General features: G+C 34.9%; 18 protein-coding genes. 3 read left to right on the plus strand and 15 right to left on the minus strand.

The annotated features are described in order from the left end of the window. Nucleotides 1-216: 216 nt before the first annotated feature. From CLOS_RS09515 to CLOS_RS09530, 4 genes are all read right to left on the minus strand, one after another. Nucleotides 217-1,128, minus strand: a complete 912-nt coding sequence (locus tag CLOS_RS09515; protein WP_012159680.1) for a bifunctional enoyl-CoA hydratase/phosphate acetyltransferase — start codon at nucleotides 1,126-1,128, stop codon at nucleotides 217-219. Between the two features lie 309 nt (nucleotides 1,129-1,437). After that, nucleotides 1,438-2,577, minus strand: a complete 1,140-nt coding sequence (locus CLOS_RS09520; RefSeq protein ID WP_012159681.1) for a tetratricopeptide repeat protein — start codon at nucleotides 2,575-2,577, stop codon at nucleotides 1,438-1,440. A gap of 13 nt (nucleotides 2,578-2,590) precedes the next feature. After that, nucleotides 2,591-3,355: a hypothetical protein gene (locus CLOS_RS09525; RefSeq protein WP_012159682.1), complete on the minus strand. Its 765-nt coding sequence runs from the start codon at nucleotides 3,353-3,355 to the stop codon at nucleotides 2,591-2,593. Beyond that, the gene (locus CLOS_RS09530) at nucleotides 3,343-5,139 is read right to left on the minus strand and encodes a B12-binding domain-containing radical SAM protein (protein WP_012159683.1); all 1,797 of its coding nucleotides are present in this window, start codon (nucleotides 5,137-5,139) and stop codon (nucleotides 3,343-3,345) included. Before CLOS_RS09530 ends, CLOS_RS09525 begins: the two co-directional genes overlap by 13 nt. A 233-nt stretch (nucleotides 5,140-5,372) precedes the next feature. Here CLOS_RS09530 and CLOS_RS09535 point away from each other — a divergent pair, with 233 nt between their 5' ends. Both CLOS_RS09535 and CLOS_RS09540 read left to right on the plus strand, forming a co-directional pair. Next, nucleotides 5,373-5,975, plus strand: coding sequence for a zinc dependent phospholipase C family protein (locus CLOS_RS09535; RefSeq protein WP_012159684.1), 603 nt, complete (start codon nucleotides 5,373-5,375; stop codon nucleotides 5,973-5,975). 340 nt (nucleotides 5,976-6,315) lie between these two features. Beyond that, nucleotides 6,316-6,510, plus strand: coding sequence for a hypothetical protein (locus tag CLOS_RS09540; protein ID WP_012159685.1), 195 nt, complete (start codon nucleotides 6,316-6,318; stop codon nucleotides 6,508-6,510). Between the two features lie 95 nt (nucleotides 6,511-6,605). On the opposite strand, the gene CLOS_RS09545 is transcribed toward CLOS_RS09540, so the two are convergent. The 10 genes from CLOS_RS09545 to CLOS_RS09590 form a co-directional block, all read right to left on the minus strand. Continuing rightward, nucleotides 6,606-7,745: an ADP-ribosylglycohydrolase family protein gene (locus CLOS_RS09545; RefSeq protein WP_041719188.1), complete on the minus strand. Its 1,140-nt coding sequence runs from the start codon at nucleotides 7,743-7,745 to the stop codon at nucleotides 6,606-6,608. Nucleotides 7,746-7,858: 113 nt separating this feature from the next. Beyond that, the gene (locus CLOS_RS09550; protein ID WP_012159687.1) at nucleotides 7,859-8,314 is read right to left on the minus strand and encodes a DUF523 domain-containing protein; all 456 of its coding nucleotides are present in this window, start codon (nucleotides 8,312-8,314) and stop codon (nucleotides 7,859-7,861) included. Between the two features lie 26 nt (nucleotides 8,315-8,340). After that, nucleotides 8,341-10,713 carry an endonuclease MutS2 gene (locus CLOS_RS09555; RefSeq protein WP_012159688.1) on the minus strand — a complete coding sequence of 791 codons (2,373 nt, stop codon included), beginning with the start codon at nucleotides 10,711-10,713 and terminating at the stop codon, nucleotides 8,341-8,343. Between the two features lie 198 nt (nucleotides 10,714-10,911). After that, entirely contained in the window at nucleotides 10,912-12,720 is a 1,809-nt protein-coding gene (typA, locus tag CLOS_RS09560) for a translational GTPase TypA (protein WP_012159689.1), read from the minus strand. A gap of 274 nt (nucleotides 12,721-12,994) precedes the next feature. Then, entirely contained in the window at nucleotides 12,995-14,587 is a 1,593-nt protein-coding gene (locus CLOS_RS09565) for an NAD(P)/FAD-dependent oxidoreductase (protein ID WP_012159690.1), read from the minus strand. Nucleotides 14,588-14,615: 28 nt separating this feature from the next. After that, the gene (locus CLOS_RS09570; RefSeq protein WP_242649564.1) at nucleotides 14,616-15,917 is read right to left on the minus strand and encodes a BaiN/RdsA family NAD(P)/FAD-dependent oxidoreductase; all 1,302 of its coding nucleotides are present in this window, start codon (nucleotides 15,915-15,917) and stop codon (nucleotides 14,616-14,618) included. 134 nt (nucleotides 15,918-16,051) lie between these two features. Then, the gene (locus tag CLOS_RS09575; RefSeq protein WP_012159692.1) at nucleotides 16,052-16,612 is read right to left on the minus strand and encodes a rubrerythrin family protein; all 561 of its coding nucleotides are present in this window, start codon (nucleotides 16,610-16,612) and stop codon (nucleotides 16,052-16,054) included. 146 nt (nucleotides 16,613-16,758) lie between these two features. After that, a complete protein-coding gene (locus CLOS_RS09580) occupies nucleotides 16,759-17,259 on the minus strand; it encodes a pyridoxamine 5'-phosphate oxidase family protein (RefSeq protein ID WP_012159693.1) in 501 nt (166 codons plus the stop codon). 185 nt (nucleotides 17,260-17,444) lie between these two features. Continuing rightward, complete coding sequence (locus tag CLOS_RS09585) at nucleotides 17,445-17,900, minus strand: nucleoside recognition domain-containing protein (protein WP_156774506.1); 456 nt, start codon at nucleotides 17,898-17,900, stop codon at nucleotides 17,445-17,447. 11 nt (nucleotides 17,901-17,911) lie between these two features. Continuing rightward, complete coding sequence (locus CLOS_RS09590) at nucleotides 17,912-18,337, minus strand: nucleoside recognition domain-containing protein (protein ID WP_012159695.1); 426 nt, start codon at nucleotides 18,335-18,337, stop codon at nucleotides 17,912-17,914. A gap of 212 nt (nucleotides 18,338-18,549) precedes the next feature. Between CLOS_RS09590 and CLOS_RS09595 the strand changes: the two genes are divergently transcribed. Beyond that, the gene (locus CLOS_RS09595; protein ID WP_012159696.1) at nucleotides 18,550-18,963 is read left to right on the plus strand and encodes a superoxide dismutase family protein; all 414 of its coding nucleotides are present in this window, start codon (nucleotides 18,550-18,552) and stop codon (nucleotides 18,961-18,963) included. On the opposite strand, the gene CLOS_RS09600 is transcribed toward CLOS_RS09595, so the two are convergent. After that, nucleotides 18,940-20,529, minus strand: coding sequence for a recombinase family protein (locus CLOS_RS09600; protein ID WP_012159697.1), 1,590 nt, complete (start codon nucleotides 20,527-20,529; stop codon nucleotides 18,940-18,942). The genes CLOS_RS09595 and CLOS_RS09600 overlap by 24 nt on opposite strands. Nucleotides 20,530-20,582: the final 53 nt, after the last annotated feature.

The raw sequence follows: 20,582 nt of genomic DNA on the forward strand, positions 1-20,582 counted from the left end.
AAATATACTCCCATTAGATTTTTACCTCAGTTCATATGTTTTACCTAAAAATCAATCTTTATTCATATTAATAAAGATAAAATTTGTTGTTCCTCAACATCAACCCACATTGGCCTCAATTTTAAACTTTTCTAAAGTTACGGATGCTTAAAGTCAATTAATCTCAGGAGAAGACGGACTTTCTCCTGAGATTAATTATCTTGAATATCTTTAATCCTAGTTATTCTTTGCAGATATAACACTACCTAAAGCGATTGAAAACAGTTTTGTTTCTGCAGAATCTGCTCTAGATACCAGCACTACAGGCACCTTAGCCCCCATGATGACACCAGCAGACTTTCCATTACCCATATAGGTTAAGGCTTTTCCAATACCGTTTCCAACTTCAATTGTTGGTACTAATAAAATATCCGCCTCGCCGGATACAGGGCTGTTAAATCCTTTAATTGCTGCTGCTTCTTTAGAAACTGCTAGGTCAAATGCAATAGGCCCCTCTACATACACATCTTCACCAAACACTCCATTTTGACACATTTCCTTTAACTTTGCACCATCTACGGTGGAAGGCATTTTTTCATTGACCTTCTCCTTAGCGGATATACAAGCTACTTTTATTTCTTTATTTCCTAGAGCCTTTGCTACGGTTATAGCATTGTCTATGATTCCCTTCTTCTCCTCTAAAGATGGATCGATGAGCATCCCACCATCTGAAAGTAAAAGAAGCTTATGATAAGTTGGCATTTCATATACCATTACATGGCTGAGCAAATTATTTGTTCTTAGTCCTACCTCTTTGTTCAGTACGGCCTTTAATAGGATGGAGGTATCCAACAGTCCCTTCATAACGAAATCTGCTTCTCCAGCAGAAACTAATTGAACAGACGTTAAAGCCGCTTCTACTAAGTCTTCTTTGTGAATTACTCTAAAATCCTCTAGGTTTACTTCAATTTCCTCAGCAATTTCTCTAATCTTACTTTCGTCTCCAACCAAGATCACATCAATCAAGTTTAATTCATGTGCTTCTTTAACGGCTAACAAAACATCTTTATCTTGAGCAGCTGCAACTACCAATTTCATTTTCTTTTGACCTTGTGCCTGTTGAACCAATTCTTCTAGTTTCTTAATCATAGGATCACCTCATAATATAAATAATTTTTAAAATAATTCTACAACGATTCCTTTAATCCTTCTTTTCTATCTTCTTACTTGAATATATTTTTATAATTATGGTTTTTACATTCTACAATAAAAATAAAAAATAAAACGAAATAATATCCCTAACAATTGATCTTCCGTTATATTAAATCAGTAATTTATATGAATTCTAGGCAAAATAAAAAAGCTTCTATAGAAGGGTCCTTCAGAAGCTTTTTTGAAGCTCATTTATAGTGGAGCTTTCCTTCAGAAGCATATTCTGATACAAAAAATAGTCCTAAATTAGCGACTATTTTCCATTAACATCTTTAATTGTTTATTGCAGGCTTGAGTAATTTCATCTTGTGGATTGATTGCTAGGGAATGTTCCAAACATTTTTTCGCTTTTGTATAATCTGCTACTTCCATATAAACCATGGCTAAATTACACAGGATCTCATTATTTTCTCCACCGATATTTAAAGCCATTTCAAAACACTCTACAGCTTTGCCGTAGTTGCCAGTAGCTCCATAGCACAATCCCAATTCTGATAATGTGTCCAATTGATTCTCTTCTATCTCCATCACTTTATTAAAATAAGAGATAGCATCTGTATACTGCCCTAATTGCCTGTAGCCTAATCCAATAAAGAAAAGAAGATTCCACCAGTTGGTTGATCTTTCTTCTAGTTCTAATAATAAGGGTAATCCCTCTTCTGCTCTCCCACCTAAAATTGCCTCATAGCCCCTTTCATAGAGGGCATTATCTTCAATCTCTAAAATTAAATGGCTTACTTCCATAGCTAAATCTGTATCTTCTTCATAGGATCGATACTTTTCCCAAAATAACTTCGCTTTATTAAATTCTTTATTATATAGATAGAGGAATCCTAAGTGGTAATATGCTAAGGAAAAGCTTTCGTCGATATCTAATATCATTTCTAAAAAAACCTTTGCCTCTTTTCTAAAAACCACTTGTACCTTCGGTTTCGCTTTCAAGCTATCCTCAGCGTATTGAATCAGATTGAGGCTATAATTGAACAAGTAATATACATTCTTATTATTCAATAATACCAACGCTTTTAAAAAGATAATGCTTTCTATCATTTTACCTTGATCTGCAAATTTGATCGCTTCAAAATTGATATAATCCTCTATTTCAGGATTAACAGCATATAGAAATTTAACATATTCATCCTTATGCTTAAATTGGGGATCGATTCCAAGAAGATAAATGATCCCCCTTACGATTGCATTTGCTGTTATGACTTTGTTTTCATCCTTTGTTTTAATATTTTCTGCTAATTCTGTAGTTAGCAGAGGAACGAATAATCCTTCCGTTGGCATTTCATAGTTTTTTACACTGATCGCTTCTTTATTTAATTGCAAAAATAATAAGTCCTCTGTTCTTTTTCGGATATATGGTTCTATTAAAAATTTCATTTTATCCCTCTTTCTAAAACTCTCTCATAAATAGTCTTTTTCGTCTGCTACTGGTGCTTAGTTCCTGAAAAAGATAGGCTCTATAAATCATGAAATACGAAAACCAAAGCTGCCCTAGAAAATATATCACCAATCCTCGCACGGAAGTTACACTGGCTCCAAAGCTTAAAAAGTAGTTGAATACATTGGATACAATCCCAAAAATACTGATGCTACTGCCTGTAATTCCATAAAAAATAAGCAATAGAACAATATTTGGTATAAACCATTCGATCCAATTTTCCTTAACAAAGTTAATAGCATAGGTTACGGTTTCCCAAGGTCCATAGTATTTTTGATAGATTGCTTCCGGTATTGCATTACAAATGATATAGGTTAAGACAATAATAATTAAACTGAAGGCAGCAGGTCCTATGGAGGCGATGAACATAGGGCTAACTAGGTCTAACAACAGGTTGGCGATGTACCCTATAAATAAAACTGACCAAACCTTTCTTAAGTATGGTTTAAATCCATCTTTGAAGTCTTGGAATTTAAAATATCCTCTATTTAATATGGTGTTGATTAAGTATAGATAATTCGAAATCAATGCACTAGTGGCAATAACCCATACTAGACCACCCAAAATCCAAAACGATTGTACGGTTAATAGTAAAATGATGGTAGCAATAGAATAGAAAAAACCTGTAAAAACGATGGGCCAATTTTTCGCCATACTCAATAGGGTTTTTCTAGCAATACTGCGGTTTGTATAAAAAAGATCTCTTAGCAGTTCCAATGAATATCCCCTTCCTCTTGTGCAAACTTTATTTTATAATATTTACAATCTTCTAAAGCCTTATTTTCTATTTTATAATCAAATAAAACGATGGTTCCCTCGTCTCTCATCTTTTCAAGTCGATACTGAACTTTTTCAAGTTCAGTGACATCAACACCAAAAGGCTCGAAATAGACCTGCTTTATAATCTGTTTTGCTGGGATGTCTTTATATGCAGGTAGATACTTTTCGAGATTGAATTCATCTTGTAAAAATGCATGACATTTGTTCTTAAATCCTGCGATCTCAATTTTATTAAATATGGAAGGCATGGAAGAAGTCTTTGTATTTTTTAAAAAGTCCAGCTTCAAAACTTCAATGAAAATCTTATAATTATTAAAATTACTATAGGAATAGAACTCAGCCAATATCTCATATAGTTTATTTTTGCCATGAGAAATATGGTGGTATCCTTGGTTTTCCCAGTATTTCCATAGGTCTTCAAAAAACTTAAAACTACTGGAATAGAAATTATGAATCATAAGTTCTATACTATTAGAAAATATATTTGAATTCCAATAAACTTCCACCATCTCTTCTATTCCCTTTAATCGAATGAATTCTCCATAAGAGAGCCATTTCGTTTCCATGATTTCATATGGCGGATAATCGGAATAGATATATCCATATTCTTCTGCACGCTTTCTAAGTCCTGAGCCCTTTAGTAATTTTAAAAATCCAATTTGTAATTTTTCAGGTCTTAAAGCAAATACATCATCAAATGATTTTCTAAAGGAAAAATAATCTTCTTCTGGTAGACCCACAATTAGATCCAGGTGCTGATGAATATTCCTTCCCTCCGAGATTTTCCCAACAACTTTGCTCAGCTTTTCAAAGTCCACATGTCGGTCGATGGCATTTAAGGTATTTTCATTTGTTGATTGAACACCTATTTCAAATTGAAACAATCCTACTGGAACCTTACTTAAAAAATCTAACATCTCTTTGTCTAATAAATCCGCAGTTACCTCAAAATGAAAATTTGTTCTTCCATTATTGTTTTCTAAAATAAAATTCATGATATCCATAGCATAGGACTTCTTCGCGTTAAATGTTCGATCCACAAATTTCACTTGCTTTACTCTTTGATTAATAAAGTATTGAATCTCTGTCTTCACTCGATCTATCGGTAGAAATCGAACGCCAGCAATCGATGATGATAAACAGTACTGACAGTTAAAGGGGCAGCCCCTTGAGCTTTCATAATAGACAATTTTATCTGAATCCAAACTTTCATTTTCATAAGGGAAGGGTAGAGTATTCATATCTAACAGTGCTTTTTTAGGATCTGTGTAGATAATTTCTCCCCTTGCTCTAAATGCTAATCCCTCTATTTGCGAATAATCTCCCTCGTGTTTTAACGTTTCTATGAGCTCTTTAAATATTTCTTCTCCTTCTCCAATAACAACAATATCAATTGCATCGTTTTCTTTCATTAAATTTTCTGTGTCAAAAGAAACTTCTGGACCTCCTAAAACGATTGTAACTTCGGGCATAATTTTTTTAATATGTTTCGTTATATAAGTGATGATTTCCATGTTCCATATATAGCATGAAAAACATAAAATATCAGGATGGGCATTATAAATTTCTCTGATCATATAATCCATATTATTATTGATGGTAAATTCTTTAATTTGAAGATCTTTATCGTCCAGTATACCCGATATGGATTTCTGTAAATATCGTATGGCTAAGTTTGTATGTATATATTTTGCATTGACTGCTGTTAGTAAGACTTTCATTTTATTCTCTCCTGTTCCACATTAATGCTTCAGTTTAATTTCTATTCAATTCGTTTTCTGTTTATAATTATAGCACAGATTCTATCTATTATACAAAATATGCCATAGTTAATATCCTTGAGAAGTATTATTTTTTAGTAAAATTTATTATAATTGTTTTAAAATACTATTGTATTTGATAAGTATTTTCATTATAATGATATCATTAGTCAAACGAAAGGTGGTTCCTTATATTGCTAGCTCAAACACACAAAATTATTTCAGAGCATGTTCACAGTAATGTTAAAGAAATACTTGGTGTAGATTTAAATAAATTCAATCTGATTTATGGAAGTATTAAACCGGATATTGCAATTAGTTTAGCTAAATTAGATCACTTCAAACCGCAGTCATTCGATTTTGTTTGCAACAACATTAATGACTTATCCTCCTACAACTTTCAATTTAATAAGGAATTTATAAAACAACTCTCTACACGTATAGGCGTAGTCACTCACTTTATATCCGACTTCTTTTGTGTCCCACATAATGATAGATTAACTTACCAGCATCATTTTATTGAGCACGTAAAATATGAGCATGACCTTCATAAGCTGTTTAAAAACTTCGATGAAAAAATTGATGTCACAAAAGATTATTTTAATTTAAATAACAATGATTCTAGCCCAATTAAAACTCTAATTGACGATATGCATTTACAATATCAAAGAAGAGGCGAAAGTCTTTTAAACGACGTTCAAAGCTCTATTCGTATGTCATCCATTGTTGCTCTATTTATTATTTACAATTCTCTAAACAATAGCAACCGCTTTAATAAAATAATTCAAGTAGCATAATCCAAAAAAGAGTCCACGGGACTCTTTTTTTATGATTCAACCCAATTTATCCTCCTATAAGGAGTGATCAACTGATGGTAAGTCAAACGCAAGGAGCACCAAATTTCTACCATCAAAGGAAGTGAACAAATTCAACTTGCGAGACTGCGACATAGACCAAGTAAAGCGGTACACTTTTTCGAGGATAAATTAATCATAGTGCAATGGAGCGAGTACCAAAGTTTTTGAATTTATATGCAACTTTTTGTAGAAACTTGAAGGTTTTTTATTATTATTGTAGAATAAGTTAAAAGTCATACATCTATTTACTATTTCTACAAGTCGGAAAGGAGAATATATTATGGAGGAATTTTCCAAAATATCATTTCAAGAAATATCTAAACGAGATATGTTAATCATTATTAAGGCCCTAGAATACACCGGAGAAAATACAAAAATTCCTTCTTTTATTGAGTTAAAAGATAATATCGTAACACAGTTGAGTAAACTAGCAAATTCTACTGAGGAAGAGTTTCTTGAGTATTTACAAAAATAATTTTTTCGCTTAGACTCACAAACTTTAGCTCGTACTCAATTCTAGATAGACTTTATAATTTCAAGTGCTCAAAGTAAAAGACAGCAGAGGCTGTCTTATTTTTTGTTCTTTATAAACTTATAGAGACCACTTTTGCTTCCAACAATGAGCTCTACATAGTGATTGTTCTGGGTTTTTTTATGAATTCTAATATGATTTAATAGGGGATGCTTTGCCGCCTCTCCTTTATTTAATGAAAATATATCTATATTTTCATTTTCTTTTATAAAAGGGATCTTTTCAACCTCATACTCCCTTAACTTCACTAGATATTCTCCCATACTCTTAATGAAGCTATAATCCTTTATGGATTCCACATCTAGATCCTGCTTTTTATCGGTTAAAGCCAAGAGCCCATAGGCTACTGCATATACTTCTTTTCCCTTAAGTTCCAAAGATGAACCTTCATTTTCTGTTTTGTCCCATAGCTGAAAGAAACAGAGTAAGGAGGACAGGAATACGGTTTTGCCGTCGGCGTTGGTAGGAACCATGGTCAAGCTTTTCACTCGATCTAAGTCCATCAAATAATTTATTTTTTCCTGTTCGAATTTAATTCTATAGCTACTTGGTAACGCTCCATTCATATTTTTCTCTAGCTCTGCCAGCTGCAATTGCATTAAATAGTTTTTGAGTTCATCCAATAGCTGATTTTTATCAAATACCTTATGATTTAATAAAAAGTTCGTTGTCCTCAGAAGTAGTAGGCCTGATAAAATAACTTGGGGGTGCCTGTTGATATAAACCACATTCTTATAGACTTCTTCTTGGGCTGCATTAAAGTTCTTATTCACTAAGGCTATGGGAATAATCCTCGCCAGACCCTCACCGAACTTATCATTCCAATAAAATTCGTCGGTATAATAAGATTTACCCAATTCAAGTTTGGCCATATAATTTGAAGGCGTACCGCATCTATAGTAGCTCCATAATTTAATTTCTTCAAATATTCTTTTATAGTCTATGGTTACTTTGTTTTTTTCACCATGGTCTAAGAGGCATTTACAATTAATAATCGTTAATTGAGTGATATAACTCCATTGTCCTCTTTCTGCTTCAATCTTTATTTCATTGTTATAGGAATAGTAAAAAGGTTCCAGAGCATTGGTACTCTGTTGTAAGTTTTCATGGAGAAAGCCTATGGAATCTCCATATGCGATATAGGTAAGTACATTGCTAATTCTATTGTTTATATTCAACTGATTCCCTCCTAGTAAAACCCTTATCACCATATTATCTAATTTCAATACCATATACAAGATTCTTCACAAGAAAAACAGCCAACTCTATTTTTAAGTTGACTGTCTCCTCCCTATATCTTTTCTGAAAATTCTTCATCACTGTATACTTCTATACCATTTTCTTTCAATAGAGCCGTTGTTACACCGTCGCCATCGATTATGATATCGGAAAAACTACCATCGTAAATTTTTCCTGCGCCACAGGAAGGACTTTTTGCTTTTAAAATCGCCTTAGTTATCCCTAAGCTCTTTGCAATTTTCAAGGTTTCATTGGCACCCTTAATGAATTCCTCCGTCACATCAACACCATCGGATCTTACTACTTTAGCTCGTCCATGCAGTACATCTTTTCCATCGCCACCCTGTATTTCTGCAGGAAGCCGAGGCGTAGTCAGCCCTCCCAATTGCTCTGGGCAAATGGGAGCCAGATTTTCCCCATTGAAATGTGTAAGGATTTCTTCTCTTAAATTGTGTTTGCCATTATACTTACAATTCACTCCAATTAAACATCCACTAATTAAGACCATGAACTTCACCTGCCCTGTTCCTAAATTTATTTAAGGTGCACAATCGTTACGCCCATGCCGCCTTCGCCATACTCACCTTCTCTAAAGCTTTTAGTATGCTTATGCTTCTTTAACATTTGCTTTAGTCCCGCACTTAAAACTCCAGTTCCTACACCATGAATAATCGTAACATGAGTTAGACCTGCAATATAGGCATCATCTAAGTATTTATCTACATTCAACATAGCTTCTTCTAGATTCTGACCTCTTACATCGATTTCCATCTTTATATTTTCAGCTTTGGATTTTACGATCTTTCCGACCCCTGTTTTCTTTGTGTCCTTTTCTTCCTTGATTCTTTCTAAATTCGAAACATGCATATTTACCTTCATGATGCCTACCTGAAGCTGAACCTCTCCATTTGCATCCTCTGGCAAAATCACATAGCCAATTTGATTGAGCGATAGTATATTCACCGACTCGCCGATCTTCAAGTTTTTAGGTGGCTTTTTATTGGTCTTTAATACTAATTTTTCTCCCATATTTTCGGCTAATTTACCCATTTGATCAGAAAGATTCTTTCTAGCCTCTTCTATTTTTTTGTTCATCTCTTTTTCTTCAAGCTCTGCACGCAATGTTTTTAAATTTTCCACGATCTCATCTGCATCCAATTTTGCTTGTTTCACAATCTTATAGGCTTCTCTTTTGGCATCGCTGATTAGCTTTTCTTTTTGAGTCTGAAGTTGTTGCTTTTTCTCATAATACTCTTCTCTTAATTTTTGAGTTTCCATTCGAAGTCTTGCTGCTTCATCCTTCTCTTTTTCAGCAGTACTTCTATTTTTCTCAATGTTTTGTAATAAGTCCTCAAATTGAATATCTTCTCTAGTTAACAGTTCTTTTGATCGTTGGATTAAAAAATCGGATAACCCTAGTTTTCTGGATATTTCAAATGCATTGGATTTACCTGGAACACCGATCAACAGTTTGTAGGTTGGGCTTAAAGTATTTACATCAAATTCAACAGAGGCATTCTCTACACCTTCCGTCGATAAGGCATACTGCTTTAATTCACTATAGTGGGTCGTGGCCACTGTAACAGTTCCCATCTCTCGTAAACTATTTAAAATGGCCATTGCAAGAGCCGCTCCCTCTGTAGGGTCAGTACCTGCACCTAATTCGTCAAATAAGACGAGGGATTGTTCTGTTACATTGTCCATGATATTTACGATGTTTGTCATATGAGATGAAAATGTACTTAAGCTTTGCTCAATACTTTGCTCGTCGCCGATATCCGCAAATACTTGATCGAATATCGCCAGCTTTGTACCATAGTCCGCTGGAACGTGTAATCCACTTTGTGCCATCAGGGTTAATAATCCTAAGGTTTTTAGTGTAACTGTTTTTCCGCCCGTATTGGGTCCTGTAATCACAAGGGTATGAAAGTCTTCTCCTAGCCACATGGTATTTGGAACGACCTTATTCGATGGCAATAAGGGATGTCGTCCATTCTTTATGGATATTTTTTTATTAGTATTCAGAACGGGCTCAACGGCTCTCATTTCAACGGAAAGCTTGCCCTTGGCAAATATGAAGTCCAATTCCTTTAAGATAATTTGATTGGACTTAATATCGTCGGATCTTTCTGCAATCATTGCTGCAATTTCCATCAATATTCTTTCGATCTCAACCTGCTCTTTCAGTCTGAGCTCTTTCAGTTGATTATTTAACTCTACAACCGCCATTGGCTCCACAAAAATAGTAGCACCGCTGGAGGATTGATCATGGATTAATCCCGGTATATTCCCCCTGTGTTCTTGTTTCACAGGAACTACATACCGATCCTGCCTCATTGTAATAATTGGATCCTGTAGATACTTCTGGTTTGAAGCGGATGTAATGATACTATTGAGCTTATTTCTGATGGCATCATTTTTAGATGAAATTTGCCTACGGATATTTCTTAACTCTGGACTGGCATTGTCTGACAGTTCTGTTTCACTTATAATACACAGTTCTATTTTATCCTCGATATGCTTTAAAGAGGAAATGTTATTTCCTAGTTCTTGAATGATTGGATAAGTACTTTCCTTTTTATCATCCTTTAGAAAAGTTTTCATTCGCCTAGCTGCTGCCAATGTTTCTTTCAGCTGTAGGAGCTGGCCTGGATCTAAATAAGATCCGATTTCCGTCCTTCGAAGGTATTGAGAAACATCATGAATTCCTCCCAAAGGAATATTTCCTCTATGGATTAAGATACTTTGCGCTTCACTGGTTTCTTTCTGCCAAGTTGTAATTTGTTCAAAATTTGAAATAGGTTTCAGTTCTTTTAGTTTTTCTCTTCCTAAAGAAGAAGTACATTTATCTTCCAGCATATGGATTATTTTATTATATTCTAAAACCCTTAAGCTTCTTTCATTCATTGAGTTCACCCCACTGCTCTAATAGTCTATATGTTTTTTACTGTAGATTTTCCTTGAGCTATTCTTATTCCCTCATTTTATCATATTATATTACTAGGTTCTAAGCAACTATTACCTTAATAATCTCTCTATTATTTCCTATTTTTCTGTTTATATATGCAAAAAGTGCCCAATTCAATGGCACTTTTCGCTGAATGATTAATCTCTTTTTTGAGCTTTCTGTCTTGCATTTTTATCTAAGATCTTCTTACGAAGTCGGATGCTTTTTGGTGTAATTTCTACCAGTTCGTCATCTGCTATAAATTCTAAGGATTGCTCTAAGGAAAAAACAATTGGCGGTACCAGTCTTAAAGCATCTTCTGAGCCGGATGCACGCATGTTGGTTAACTGTTTCTTCTTACATACATTTACCGCAATATCTTCTAGTCTTGAGCTTTCGCCTACAATCATTCCCTCATATACTTCAGTACCAGGACCTATAAACATTTTTCCTCTCTCTTGAGCTCCGCTAATACCGTAGCCTGCAGCAGTACCACTTTCAAAAGCAATTAAGGAACCTCTATTTCTAGCACGAATTTCTCCTTTGTATTTATCATAACCATCGAATAAATGGTGGAATATACCGTATCCCTTGGTGTCGGTTAAAAACTCTGAGCGATATCCAATCAATCCTCTTGCTGGAATTCTAAATTGAAGCTTCATAATTCCAGTTCCCGTTGGCTCCATATTTAACATTTCACCTTTTCGGATACTTACTTTCTCTATAACCGCACTAGAAGATTCTTCTGGAACCTCAATATATAGGATTTCAATCGGCTCCATTAGTCCTTCCTCTGTTTTTTTCATGATCACCTCTGGTCTTGAAACAGCAAATTCATATCCTTCTCTTCTCATGGTTTCAATTAAAATTGAGATATGAAGTTCTCCTCTACCAAGGATCTTAAAGCAATCTGAAGATATCTCCTCCATTTTCATAGCAACGTTGGATAGCAGCTCTTTTTCAAGTCGATCTTTTAAATGTCTGCTCGTTACAAAATCTCCTTCTCTACCTGCAAAAGGACTGTCATTTACCATGAAGTTCATGGAGATTGTTGGATCGTCTATTTTAACAGACTTTAGTGGATCTACTTTATCTATGGAGCATAGAGTCTCTCCGATATTGATATCACTAATACCAGATATAGCGATAATTTCACCAACAGTTGCAGATTCACATTCAACACGATTCAAGCCTTCATAGGTATATAAGTTACTGATTTTCACATTGATATGCTTTTCTTCTCTAACTAAAACTGCACCTTGCCCTCTATGAATCGTTCCTCTCGTTATCTTCCCAACACCAATTCTACCGATGTATTTATCGTAGTCTACAGATGTGATCAATAATTGAAGACCATCGTTTTCATCACCTTCTGGTGAAGGAATATTCTCTATTATGCTGTCGAATAATGGATCCATATTACTAGATTCCTCATCAATATTTAATTTTGCAAAACCACTCTTTCCAGAAGCATATACTACCGGGAACTCCAATTGTTCATCATCTGCTTCCAGCTCTATAAATAAATCTAAAACTTCATCGATCACTTCTTCAATTCTTGCTTCCGGTTTGTCTATTTTATTAATAACAACGATTGGTCTTAAACCAGTTTGCAATGCTTTTTGAAGTACGAATCTAGTTTGTGGCATCGGTCCTTCTGCTGAATCTACAAGCAGGAGCACACCGTCTACCATGTTCATAATACGCTCTACTTCTCCGCCAAAGTCCGCATGGCCTGGTGTGTCTATAATGTTAATTTTAACATCTTTATAGTGAATCGCAGTATTTTTAGAAAGAATCGTAATACCACGTTCTCTTTCTAAAGAGTTGGAGTCCATAACTCTCTCTTCGATCACTTCGTTGTTACGGAATGTTCCACTCTGCTTTAGCATTTGATCTACTAAAGTAGTTTTTCCATGGTCAACGTGCGCAATAATTGCAACATTTCTAATATCATTTCTTTTCATTCTACTTCAACTTCTTCCTATATAAATGTAGTAGGTATATTCAAAAATTCTTAATTTTTCTCGTCTAAAAAAATACCCATAAAAAGGATTTTATCATATCTAGTGCGATACTTCAATCATCTTATTTGTATTTTTAGCATATTTCCATAATTTTATATTGTTAAATATTGTATTCCATTAAAATATGTTGAATTCTGAAATATCCTTAGAAACAAAATATCCCACAATAGAACGGTACTCCATTGTTAGGATATTTCAAATCGTGATGTAATCTTTAATTTGAAGAATATTTTGCAGCAATGGCTTCTGCTACCCTTATACCGTCAACTGCGGCGGAAACAATGCCTCCAGCATAGCCAGCACCTTCTCCACATGGATAAATTCCTTTAATATTGCTCTCTAGCTCTTTGTCTCGAACAATTCGAATTGGAGAGGAACTTCTAGTTTCAACACCGGTCATTACGGCATCTTCCATGGCAAAATTCTTTAATTTTTTATTCAAGCCTACCAAAGCTTCTTTAAAAGATTCCACGGCATACTCCGGTAGGCAGTTTCTTAAATCCGTAAGCTTTACACCGGGTTCGTAGGATGGCTTCACCTTCCCTAAAGTCGTAGAAGGCTGATCCTTCAGAAAATCTCCCACCAATTGCGCAGGTGCAGAGTAATTGCTTCCACCTTCTTTAAATGCTTTCTGCTCTAATTCTCTCTGTAAGTACATGCCAGCCAACGGGTGATCACTTCCGAAATCTTCGGGTCCTATTCCTACCAACAATGCGCTATTTGCATTTTCCTTATCTCTGGCATGTTCACTCATTCCATTGGTAACAACGCCGCCTTCTTCAGATGCAGAGGCCACAACAGTTCCACCAGGACACATGCAGAAGGTATAGACAGACCGTTGGTTTTTGCAGTGGTGTACCAGTTTATAATCTGCAGCGCCTAAACGAGGATGGTCTGCAAATGTGCCATATTGACTCTCATTGATGATGCGCTGTGGATGTTCGATGCGGACCCCTATGGAAAAAGGTTTTTGTTTGAGTTCTAACCCACCCTCATAAATGGACTCAAAAGTATCTCTTGCACTATGACCCACTGCGATTACAGCAGTATCTGTGTCGATGATATCCCCACCATTCACCTGAACCCCTTTAATTCTATCGCCCTCTACAATAAAATCTGTTACTTTATGCTGGAAAAGTACTTTGCCACCCAGCGCTATTATTTTTTCTCGAATATTTTTAACCACATGCTGTAAAATATCAGTTCCTACGTGAGGTTTACTGGAATAAAGAATATCCCTTGGCGCACCTGCTTCTATCAATTCCTCCAATACTTTTCTGCATCTTGGGTCTTTAATTTGGGTCGTCAATTTTCCATCAGAAAATGTTCCCGCGCCACCTTCTCCGAATTGAACATTAGAATCTTTAACAAGTTCCCCAGTGGACCAGAAATGGGCAACATCTTTTGCTCTCTCCTCTACGTCTTTACCTCTCTCTAGAATAATCGGATTATATCCCATTTCCGCCAATATTAAGCCTGCAAATAATCCAGCCGGTCCAAGTCCAATGACCACAGGTGGTTTGTCTAGCTTTTGATCTCCTTTAAGAACATATTGATACGCCATATCAGGCGTTACAGTAACATCCTTGGATTTACAATTTTTAATGAACGTCTCTTCATCTTTCACCTGAACATCCACTGTATAGACGAGATAAATTTCTTCTTTTTTCCTTGCATCGATGGATTCTTTATAAATACGATATTCGATTAAATCGGACTTCTGAATCCCTAATTTCTTCAATAAAGCTTTTTTAAAAGCTTCTTCATCTTGATTGATTGTGACTTTAACTCCTGTTACACGCAGCATTTTCTTCTTCCTTCCTCGATCCCATAGCCTATTTTATTGTTGCTTCATTTCCTACCACATATCCAGAAGACCATGCCCACTGTAGGTTGTACCCGCCACAGTCTCCATCCACATCTAAGATTTCTCCTGCAAAGAATAAACCTTTTACAAGTTTCGATTCTAAAGTTTCTGGGCATATACTCGATACATCGATGCCCCCAGCAGTTACTTGGGAGTTTGCCCAAGTTTGAGAACCTGTAATAGAGAATTCCCAATCCTTTAATATTTTAACGATATTCCTGATCTCCTTATTCGATACTTCTGAGCATAATTTATCCAAATGATGGATACCGGCTTCTTTTAAAATTATTGGAATCATTCTTTTATTGATGAGACCGATGAAGCTAAAATCCAATGGGCGGTCATACTGATAGGACAATCTTAAGCTGATAAGAGCTACCAACTCATCATGGGTATGACTGGGAAACATATCGATCTTTAATTGAGGCTTTTTTTTATATTCCAGGGCTTCCACCGCACTCCTACTGAGCTGCAATATTGGTGGTCCTGAAATTCCATACTCTGTAAATAATATTTCGCCCTCTTCTTTTCTTAAAGCCTCCCTATCTACTAGAATAGAAGCTTCTCCATCAAATTTTATTCCCTTGATCACTTTTAGAAAGGGGGACTCCAGCTTTAACTGCACCAGCGCAGGGAAAGGCTTTACCACCTTATGTCCTAAACTTTTAGCAAGTCCGTATCCACTGCCGTTGGATCCTAAACTAGGACTGGACATACCGCCAGTAACCATAATTACCCTATCTGCCCTATATTCAACACCATTTTGATCCTTGAGTAAAAATTGATCCTTTATTTTTTTTACACTCTGGATCTCACAATCACAGAGCACAGATATCCCTAGTTTATCTATCTCGTATCTTAAAACATCTAGAACACTGGAGGCTTGATCCGACATTGGAAATACTTTTCCACCAGCTTCAACTTTATGCGCAATGCCTAGGATTTCAAAAAAATCGATGGTATTTTCCACTGTAAATTGTTTTAATATATTACGAACCAAATCACGATTTGTGCTATGTAAACAACCTATATTCTGATGACTTAAATTGATATTTGTAAGATTGCATCTTCCATTTCCCGTTGCCAATATTTTTTTTCCAACTCTATTCATTTTTTCATATATCACAACATTGGCACCATTTCTAGCCGCCACGATTGCTGCCATCATACCAGCGGCTCCACCACCTATGATTGCAATTTCTCTTAACATCGCTATAACTCCTTTAGCTGTGGCATCATTTTCCACTGCAATATTTTTATTCTTGCTCATTATATATAATATCATAGCTTACTTCAACTGTATGTTTTATGTTTCATTCATAAAAATAGACATGGTAACTTATCCTATCAATTACCATGTCTACATCCATCATTCTATTATTTAGAGTCTATAGCTTTCAAATGCTAAGCTGGAAAATCCTTGTATAGATCCTTCTTAGCGCCACAAATTGGACATTGATCTGGTAAATGATCCGCCACCGTATGACCACAAATTGGACATACATAAATTGTTCCAATATCCATATCTTTACCTTGCTTTGCCATATTCTGTGCATCCTGAAACATTTTTGCGTGAATTTTTTCTGCTTCTAATGCATAGTGGAATGCTTTTTCAGCACCTTTTTCATTTTGGTAACGCGCTGTTTCTAAATAAACTGGATACATCTGCTCTACTTCATGAAGTTCTCCATTGATTGCACCTTGTAAATTATCTACTGTTTTACCTACGCCAAATACAGCACCAGACGCTACCGTATAATCCCCAACCTGATCCTTTAATACTCTAAAATGATTGTCTGCATGGGCATATTCTGCATAAGCGATGGCTCTAAAAAGTCTGCCGATATTCGGCATTTTTTCTGCTTCAGCTACATCTGCCCAAATTAAATACCTCATATGAGCTGCACTTTCTCCACCATAAGCAGATCTTAAAAAATCTGCTGTCATGGCATTGTTTACTGTCATAATTTGACCTCCTCTTTAACCCTTGTTTTTTATAGCGAATAGGTAAGTTCTACTTATGATGTGTTTCCAAAGAAGAACTTTATCGTAAGTGAGTTTCAAAAAAAGGCTTCCTTAAAACACTTTTATAGAAACCTTTTTTATTTTAATTAGTGAACCGGCGTTAGTTGATCTTCCTTGATGGTTACTTGATTATTCCGCAATACTTGTTTTGTTCGATCCCCTGTTTCTATAGCGTCTAGGTATATAATTTCATCAGGTACAACCTTGATCACTTTTAGGGAATCTCTATTCATTTCAAACATATAAGGTTCCGATGTATATTTTAGAGCCTCATCGAAAAGTGTTCTATTGGTAAGACTTGTACTAGCCTTTCCAAATATCTGTACGCCTTTAATCTTTTTAAAATTGATATACTCTGTATTCACCAAAAGGCAAACCTCTGGATTCTGCTCGATTGCTCTAAATTTATCTCCCCCAGCGGAAACTATGTAAATATCCATATCTGCGCCTAAAAAGTATTGTATTGGGCTGCATCTCGGCCTTGAGTTGAATACAGTAGCTAGGGTTCCAGATCTGTGTTCTTTTAAAAAAGTGATTATTTTCTCTCTTAGCTCTGCTGAATCCATTTTCCGATTATTTTTATTCAACTATGTCACCTCCTTATTGATTCGAAGTAACTATTCCCATTTGTTATTATTTAGTTTATTTTGAAAAATATTCACTTTATTACTAAATAATTAAAAATATTTCCTATTACTTTTTGTAGGACATTCACAGAATCTACATAAAAAAATCTCTCCTTTTAAAGAGAGATCTTTTTTACGAAAATGGTCTATTCTATTGATGTTGGTTCTTTATCCAATGTGTATTCCTCGAAATTGAATCTTTTGGCTAATATATAAGTAATGATAATAGCAGCTAAAATCCGAATGCCAAATAATAGATAGCCATTTGCACCAACGGCAACAAATATGAGCGTATCTTCCACGATGGCATGACAAATCACTAGAAAGGTTGAGATTAAAAAAGTATCCTTTTTAGAAAGATTGCCTTCCTTCGCTGCTTGTAAGATGACACCTGCACCATAGGATATTCCAAAGATAATTCCCACCAGTAGTGGTAACGTAGATTCCTTTGACATATGAAAGAACTTTGTTAGAAATTCAAAAGCCTTGGATATTTTATCAAGGAATTTATAATCTTTCGCTATTTGCAATAGAATCATTAAGGGTATCACAATTTTAGCTATGGAGTAAATAGAATTGAAGCTTCCCTTCAAGCCTTCCATCAAAATATTGATCATATGATTGCACCGACCCTTCCGACAATAATTCCAAATATAATTGCTAAGCCCATTCGAATAATCAGCGCATGAGAAACCTTAAAACCTAATTTCCTTGTAACAGCAGTCTCTACCAGTAAAGAATGAGAGAACGAAAGCATTATTGCTAAAATTGTTACTTGGGCTGCTGTCAACTCTATGGCCTTAATTGCACCGATTGCTGCATATAAATTTAGTAAATTTCCAACGACGAGTACAATGGCGGCTTCACCCGGCAAGTTAAAAATTCCCATTAAAGGTTCAAATATTACTGTTATCCAGTTAATTACTGGCGTATGGTTCAATATGGTTACAAAAATATATACAGGAACTATGGTCTTTGCTAATATCCAAGTTGTTTCTAAGCCTTTCTTTATTCCTGTTTTAACCGATTCTAGCAGCATTTATCATCATCCTTTTCATTTATGGCATATCAATATTATATATTCTAAACAATCATTAAGAAAGAGAAATTTATCAAAATGATTCATCAGAAAGTTCTTCGGAAAAGGAATATATTTAATGAAAACACTAACGTTCATAAGAGTTCCTACATATTATATAATTAAAAGACTGTGTATCAAAAATAAGCTTTATTATAATGGGAGTGATATGAATGAATTATTATCAATACGATAACGATATTCCTTACAACTTTAATGGTTACACTGTAAATGATTGGCCAGCAGATATACATCCATTAGAAAATTGTTGCTCTATTCCTCATTTCATGGAGTTGGCTGTAGCGCATATCAATGGAGGACCCCTTGCGCCTGATATTAAAGGAACGGTTTATTTTATAAAAGCGGCAGGAGGTACCAATGTATATATTGATGTTTCAGGTCTTCCGCCATATACACCAGCCATAGGTAATAATAATCCGATTGGTCCTCTTGGGTTTCATATGCATCAAAATTGCTCTTGCGCAGTAGGTGATCCAGCAGATCCTTTCCAAAGTGCCGGTGGACATTGGAATCCGACGAATCAGCCTCATGGTAGTGTATACTCATTGGTGGTTTTGTATGTTTAGATCATCGTATATAGAACTTATGAATACATCCCATTCTATATCAATGTTTAAGAGAGGTTTTACTCCTGGACTTGATTTGTTTAACTGTTTAATCGTAATTTTTCTGATGAGTTTTTCAAGATTTCGCCTTGTTATATCTCCACTTTCTATTATATCATTTATAATGTCTAAAGACTTAAATACTTTTTCCTTTATATTAGAACTATCTTCTTTTATTTTAATCATCTCATTTAACTGAGATTCTAATCTCACCAATTCTCTATTGGCTTCTTTAATTACTTCGGCAGCAATCTCTTCGGATATAATTTCCTTGGCCAATTGTTTAGAATAGTTCTTAATCTCTTCTTTTTTATCTTTAATCTTTATATTATACTGCTTAATAGATTGTTCATGGTTTACCTTTAGATGGACCATACTGTTTATTTCCTTATCTAATTCATCTGCCGTATTTTCAATATAGCTCTTCATTAGTTTTAATTTATCCAAGATTATAATCTTTAGCTGCTCTTCATGAATCTTGTGACTACTACAAAAGCTAGCGCCATAATGATGATTATTCGTACAGATATAGCTGGGTGGACTTCTTTTCTTCGTTACTTTCATAAATCCACCGCCACAGTCTCCACATTTTAAAAAACCTATAAATAGGTTGATGCCCTTACTAGTACCTCTTACACTATTATCTAACCTATTACTTAGTATTTTCTGAGCTAAAAAGAAATCCTTCTTTGATATTATTGGATCATGATGTTCTTCGTGAACAATATGTAATTCTTCTTTTAAACGTTCTGTTTTACCATTAATTTTCTTCCGTTCCGTCTTACCACAACGAAGAATCCCTATGTATACATCATTCTTTATTATCCTCATTACATGAGTACCCGTCCATGTATCAGCAATGCTACCAGAGATCATTTTTCCAGTTTTATTATATTGATATCTAGACGGTGTTGGTATTCCTTCATCCTGCAATATATTAGCAATAATTCTTCCACCATTACCAGCAATGTATAATTGAAATATTTTTTGAACGATGCTTGCTGCTTCCTCATCAATTATAAGTCCATGTTTATTGTCGGGGTCCCTCTCATAGCCAAAATAGACCTTTGTTATTAAACCATCTGTTTTTTGTTTCATTTTTAAATTAGACTTTATCTTCCGAGATATATCCTTTATATACCTTTCGTTATACCATGTTTTTATACCTATGATATCGTCATCATCTGTAGAGCTATCATAATTATCATTGATTAGTATGAGTCTAACATCGTATTCTTCCAGATATTCTAAAAATAATAATGTTTTGGCATTATGCCTACCAAGCCTAGATAAATCCTTCATTAATAATATATCTACTTGTCCAGCTTCGATTAAAGCTTTTAATTCATCCAGCCCTGGTCTAATAAATGTATATCCTGATATATTATCGTCTTCAAATATCCTTACTACCTTATACCCAATTTCAGTAATTGAGTATTCATTAATTATTTTGTTCTGAGTAATAATGGCATCGTAATTTTCCTTATCTTCATCCCTAGATATTCTGGAATACCCATATACTTTCATTCTCACTCCCCCAAATTACAATAAATAAGGCCCCAAAGTAGCATTCATAAGCT

The sequence above is a fragment of the Alkaliphilus oremlandii OhILAs genome, from assembly GCF_000018325.1.
Classification (GTDB): domain Bacteria; phylum Bacillota; class Clostridia; order Peptostreptococcales; family Natronincolaceae; genus Alkaliphilus_B; species Alkaliphilus_B oremlandii.

Bases quoted from the DNA above. Each gene is read 5' to 3' on its own strand.
- CLOS_RS09515 (WP_012159680.1), bottom strand. From the start codon at position 1,128: ATGATTAAGAAACTAGAAGAATTGGTTCAACAGGCACAAGGTCAAAAG.
- CLOS_RS09520 (WP_012159681.1), bottom strand. From the start codon at position 2,577: ATGAAATTTTTAATAGAACCATATATCCGAAAAAGAACAGAGGACTTA.
- CLOS_RS09530 (WP_012159683.1), bottom strand. From the start codon at position 5,139: ATGAAAGTCTTACTAACAGCAGTCAATGCAAAATATATACATACAAAC.
- CLOS_RS09540 (WP_012159685.1), top strand. From the start codon at position 6,316: ATGGAGGAATTTTCCAAAATATCATTTCAAGAAATATCTAAACGAGAT.
- CLOS_RS09550 (WP_012159687.1), bottom strand. From the start codon at position 8,314: ATGGTCTTAATTAGTGGATGTTTAATTGGAGTGAATTGTAAGTATAAT.
- CLOS_RS09555 (WP_012159688.1), bottom strand. From the start codon at position 10,713: ATGAATGAAAGAAGCTTAAGGGTTTTAGAATATAATAAAATAATCCAT.
- typA (WP_012159689.1), bottom strand. From the start codon at position 12,720: ATGAAAAGAAATGATATTAGAAATGTTGCAATTATTGCGCACGTTGAC.
- CLOS_RS09565 (WP_012159690.1), bottom strand. From the start codon at position 14,587: ATGCTGCGTGTAACAGGAGTTAAAGTCACAATCAATCAAGATGAAGAA.
- CLOS_RS09570 (WP_242649564.1), bottom strand. From the start codon at position 15,917: ATGAGCAAGAATAAAAATATTGCAGTGGAAAATGATGCCACAGCTAAA.
- CLOS_RS09575 (WP_012159692.1), bottom strand. From the start codon at position 16,612: ATGACAGTAAACAATGCCATGACAGCAGATTTTTTAAGATCTGCTTAT.
- CLOS_RS09585 (WP_156774506.1), bottom strand. From the start codon at position 17,900: ATGGAAGGCTTGAAGGGAAGCTTCAATTCTATTTACTCCATAGCTAAA.
- CLOS_RS09590 (WP_012159695.1), bottom strand. From the start codon at position 18,337: ATGCTGCTAGAATCGGTTAAAACAGGAATAAAGAAAGGCTTAGAAACA.
- CLOS_RS09595 (WP_012159696.1), top strand. From the start codon at position 18,550: ATGAATTATTATCAATACGATAACGATATTCCTTACAACTTTAATGGT.
- CLOS_RS09600 (WP_012159697.1), bottom strand. From the start codon at position 20,529: ATGAAAGTATATGGGTATTCCAGAATATCTAGGGATGAAGATAAGGAA.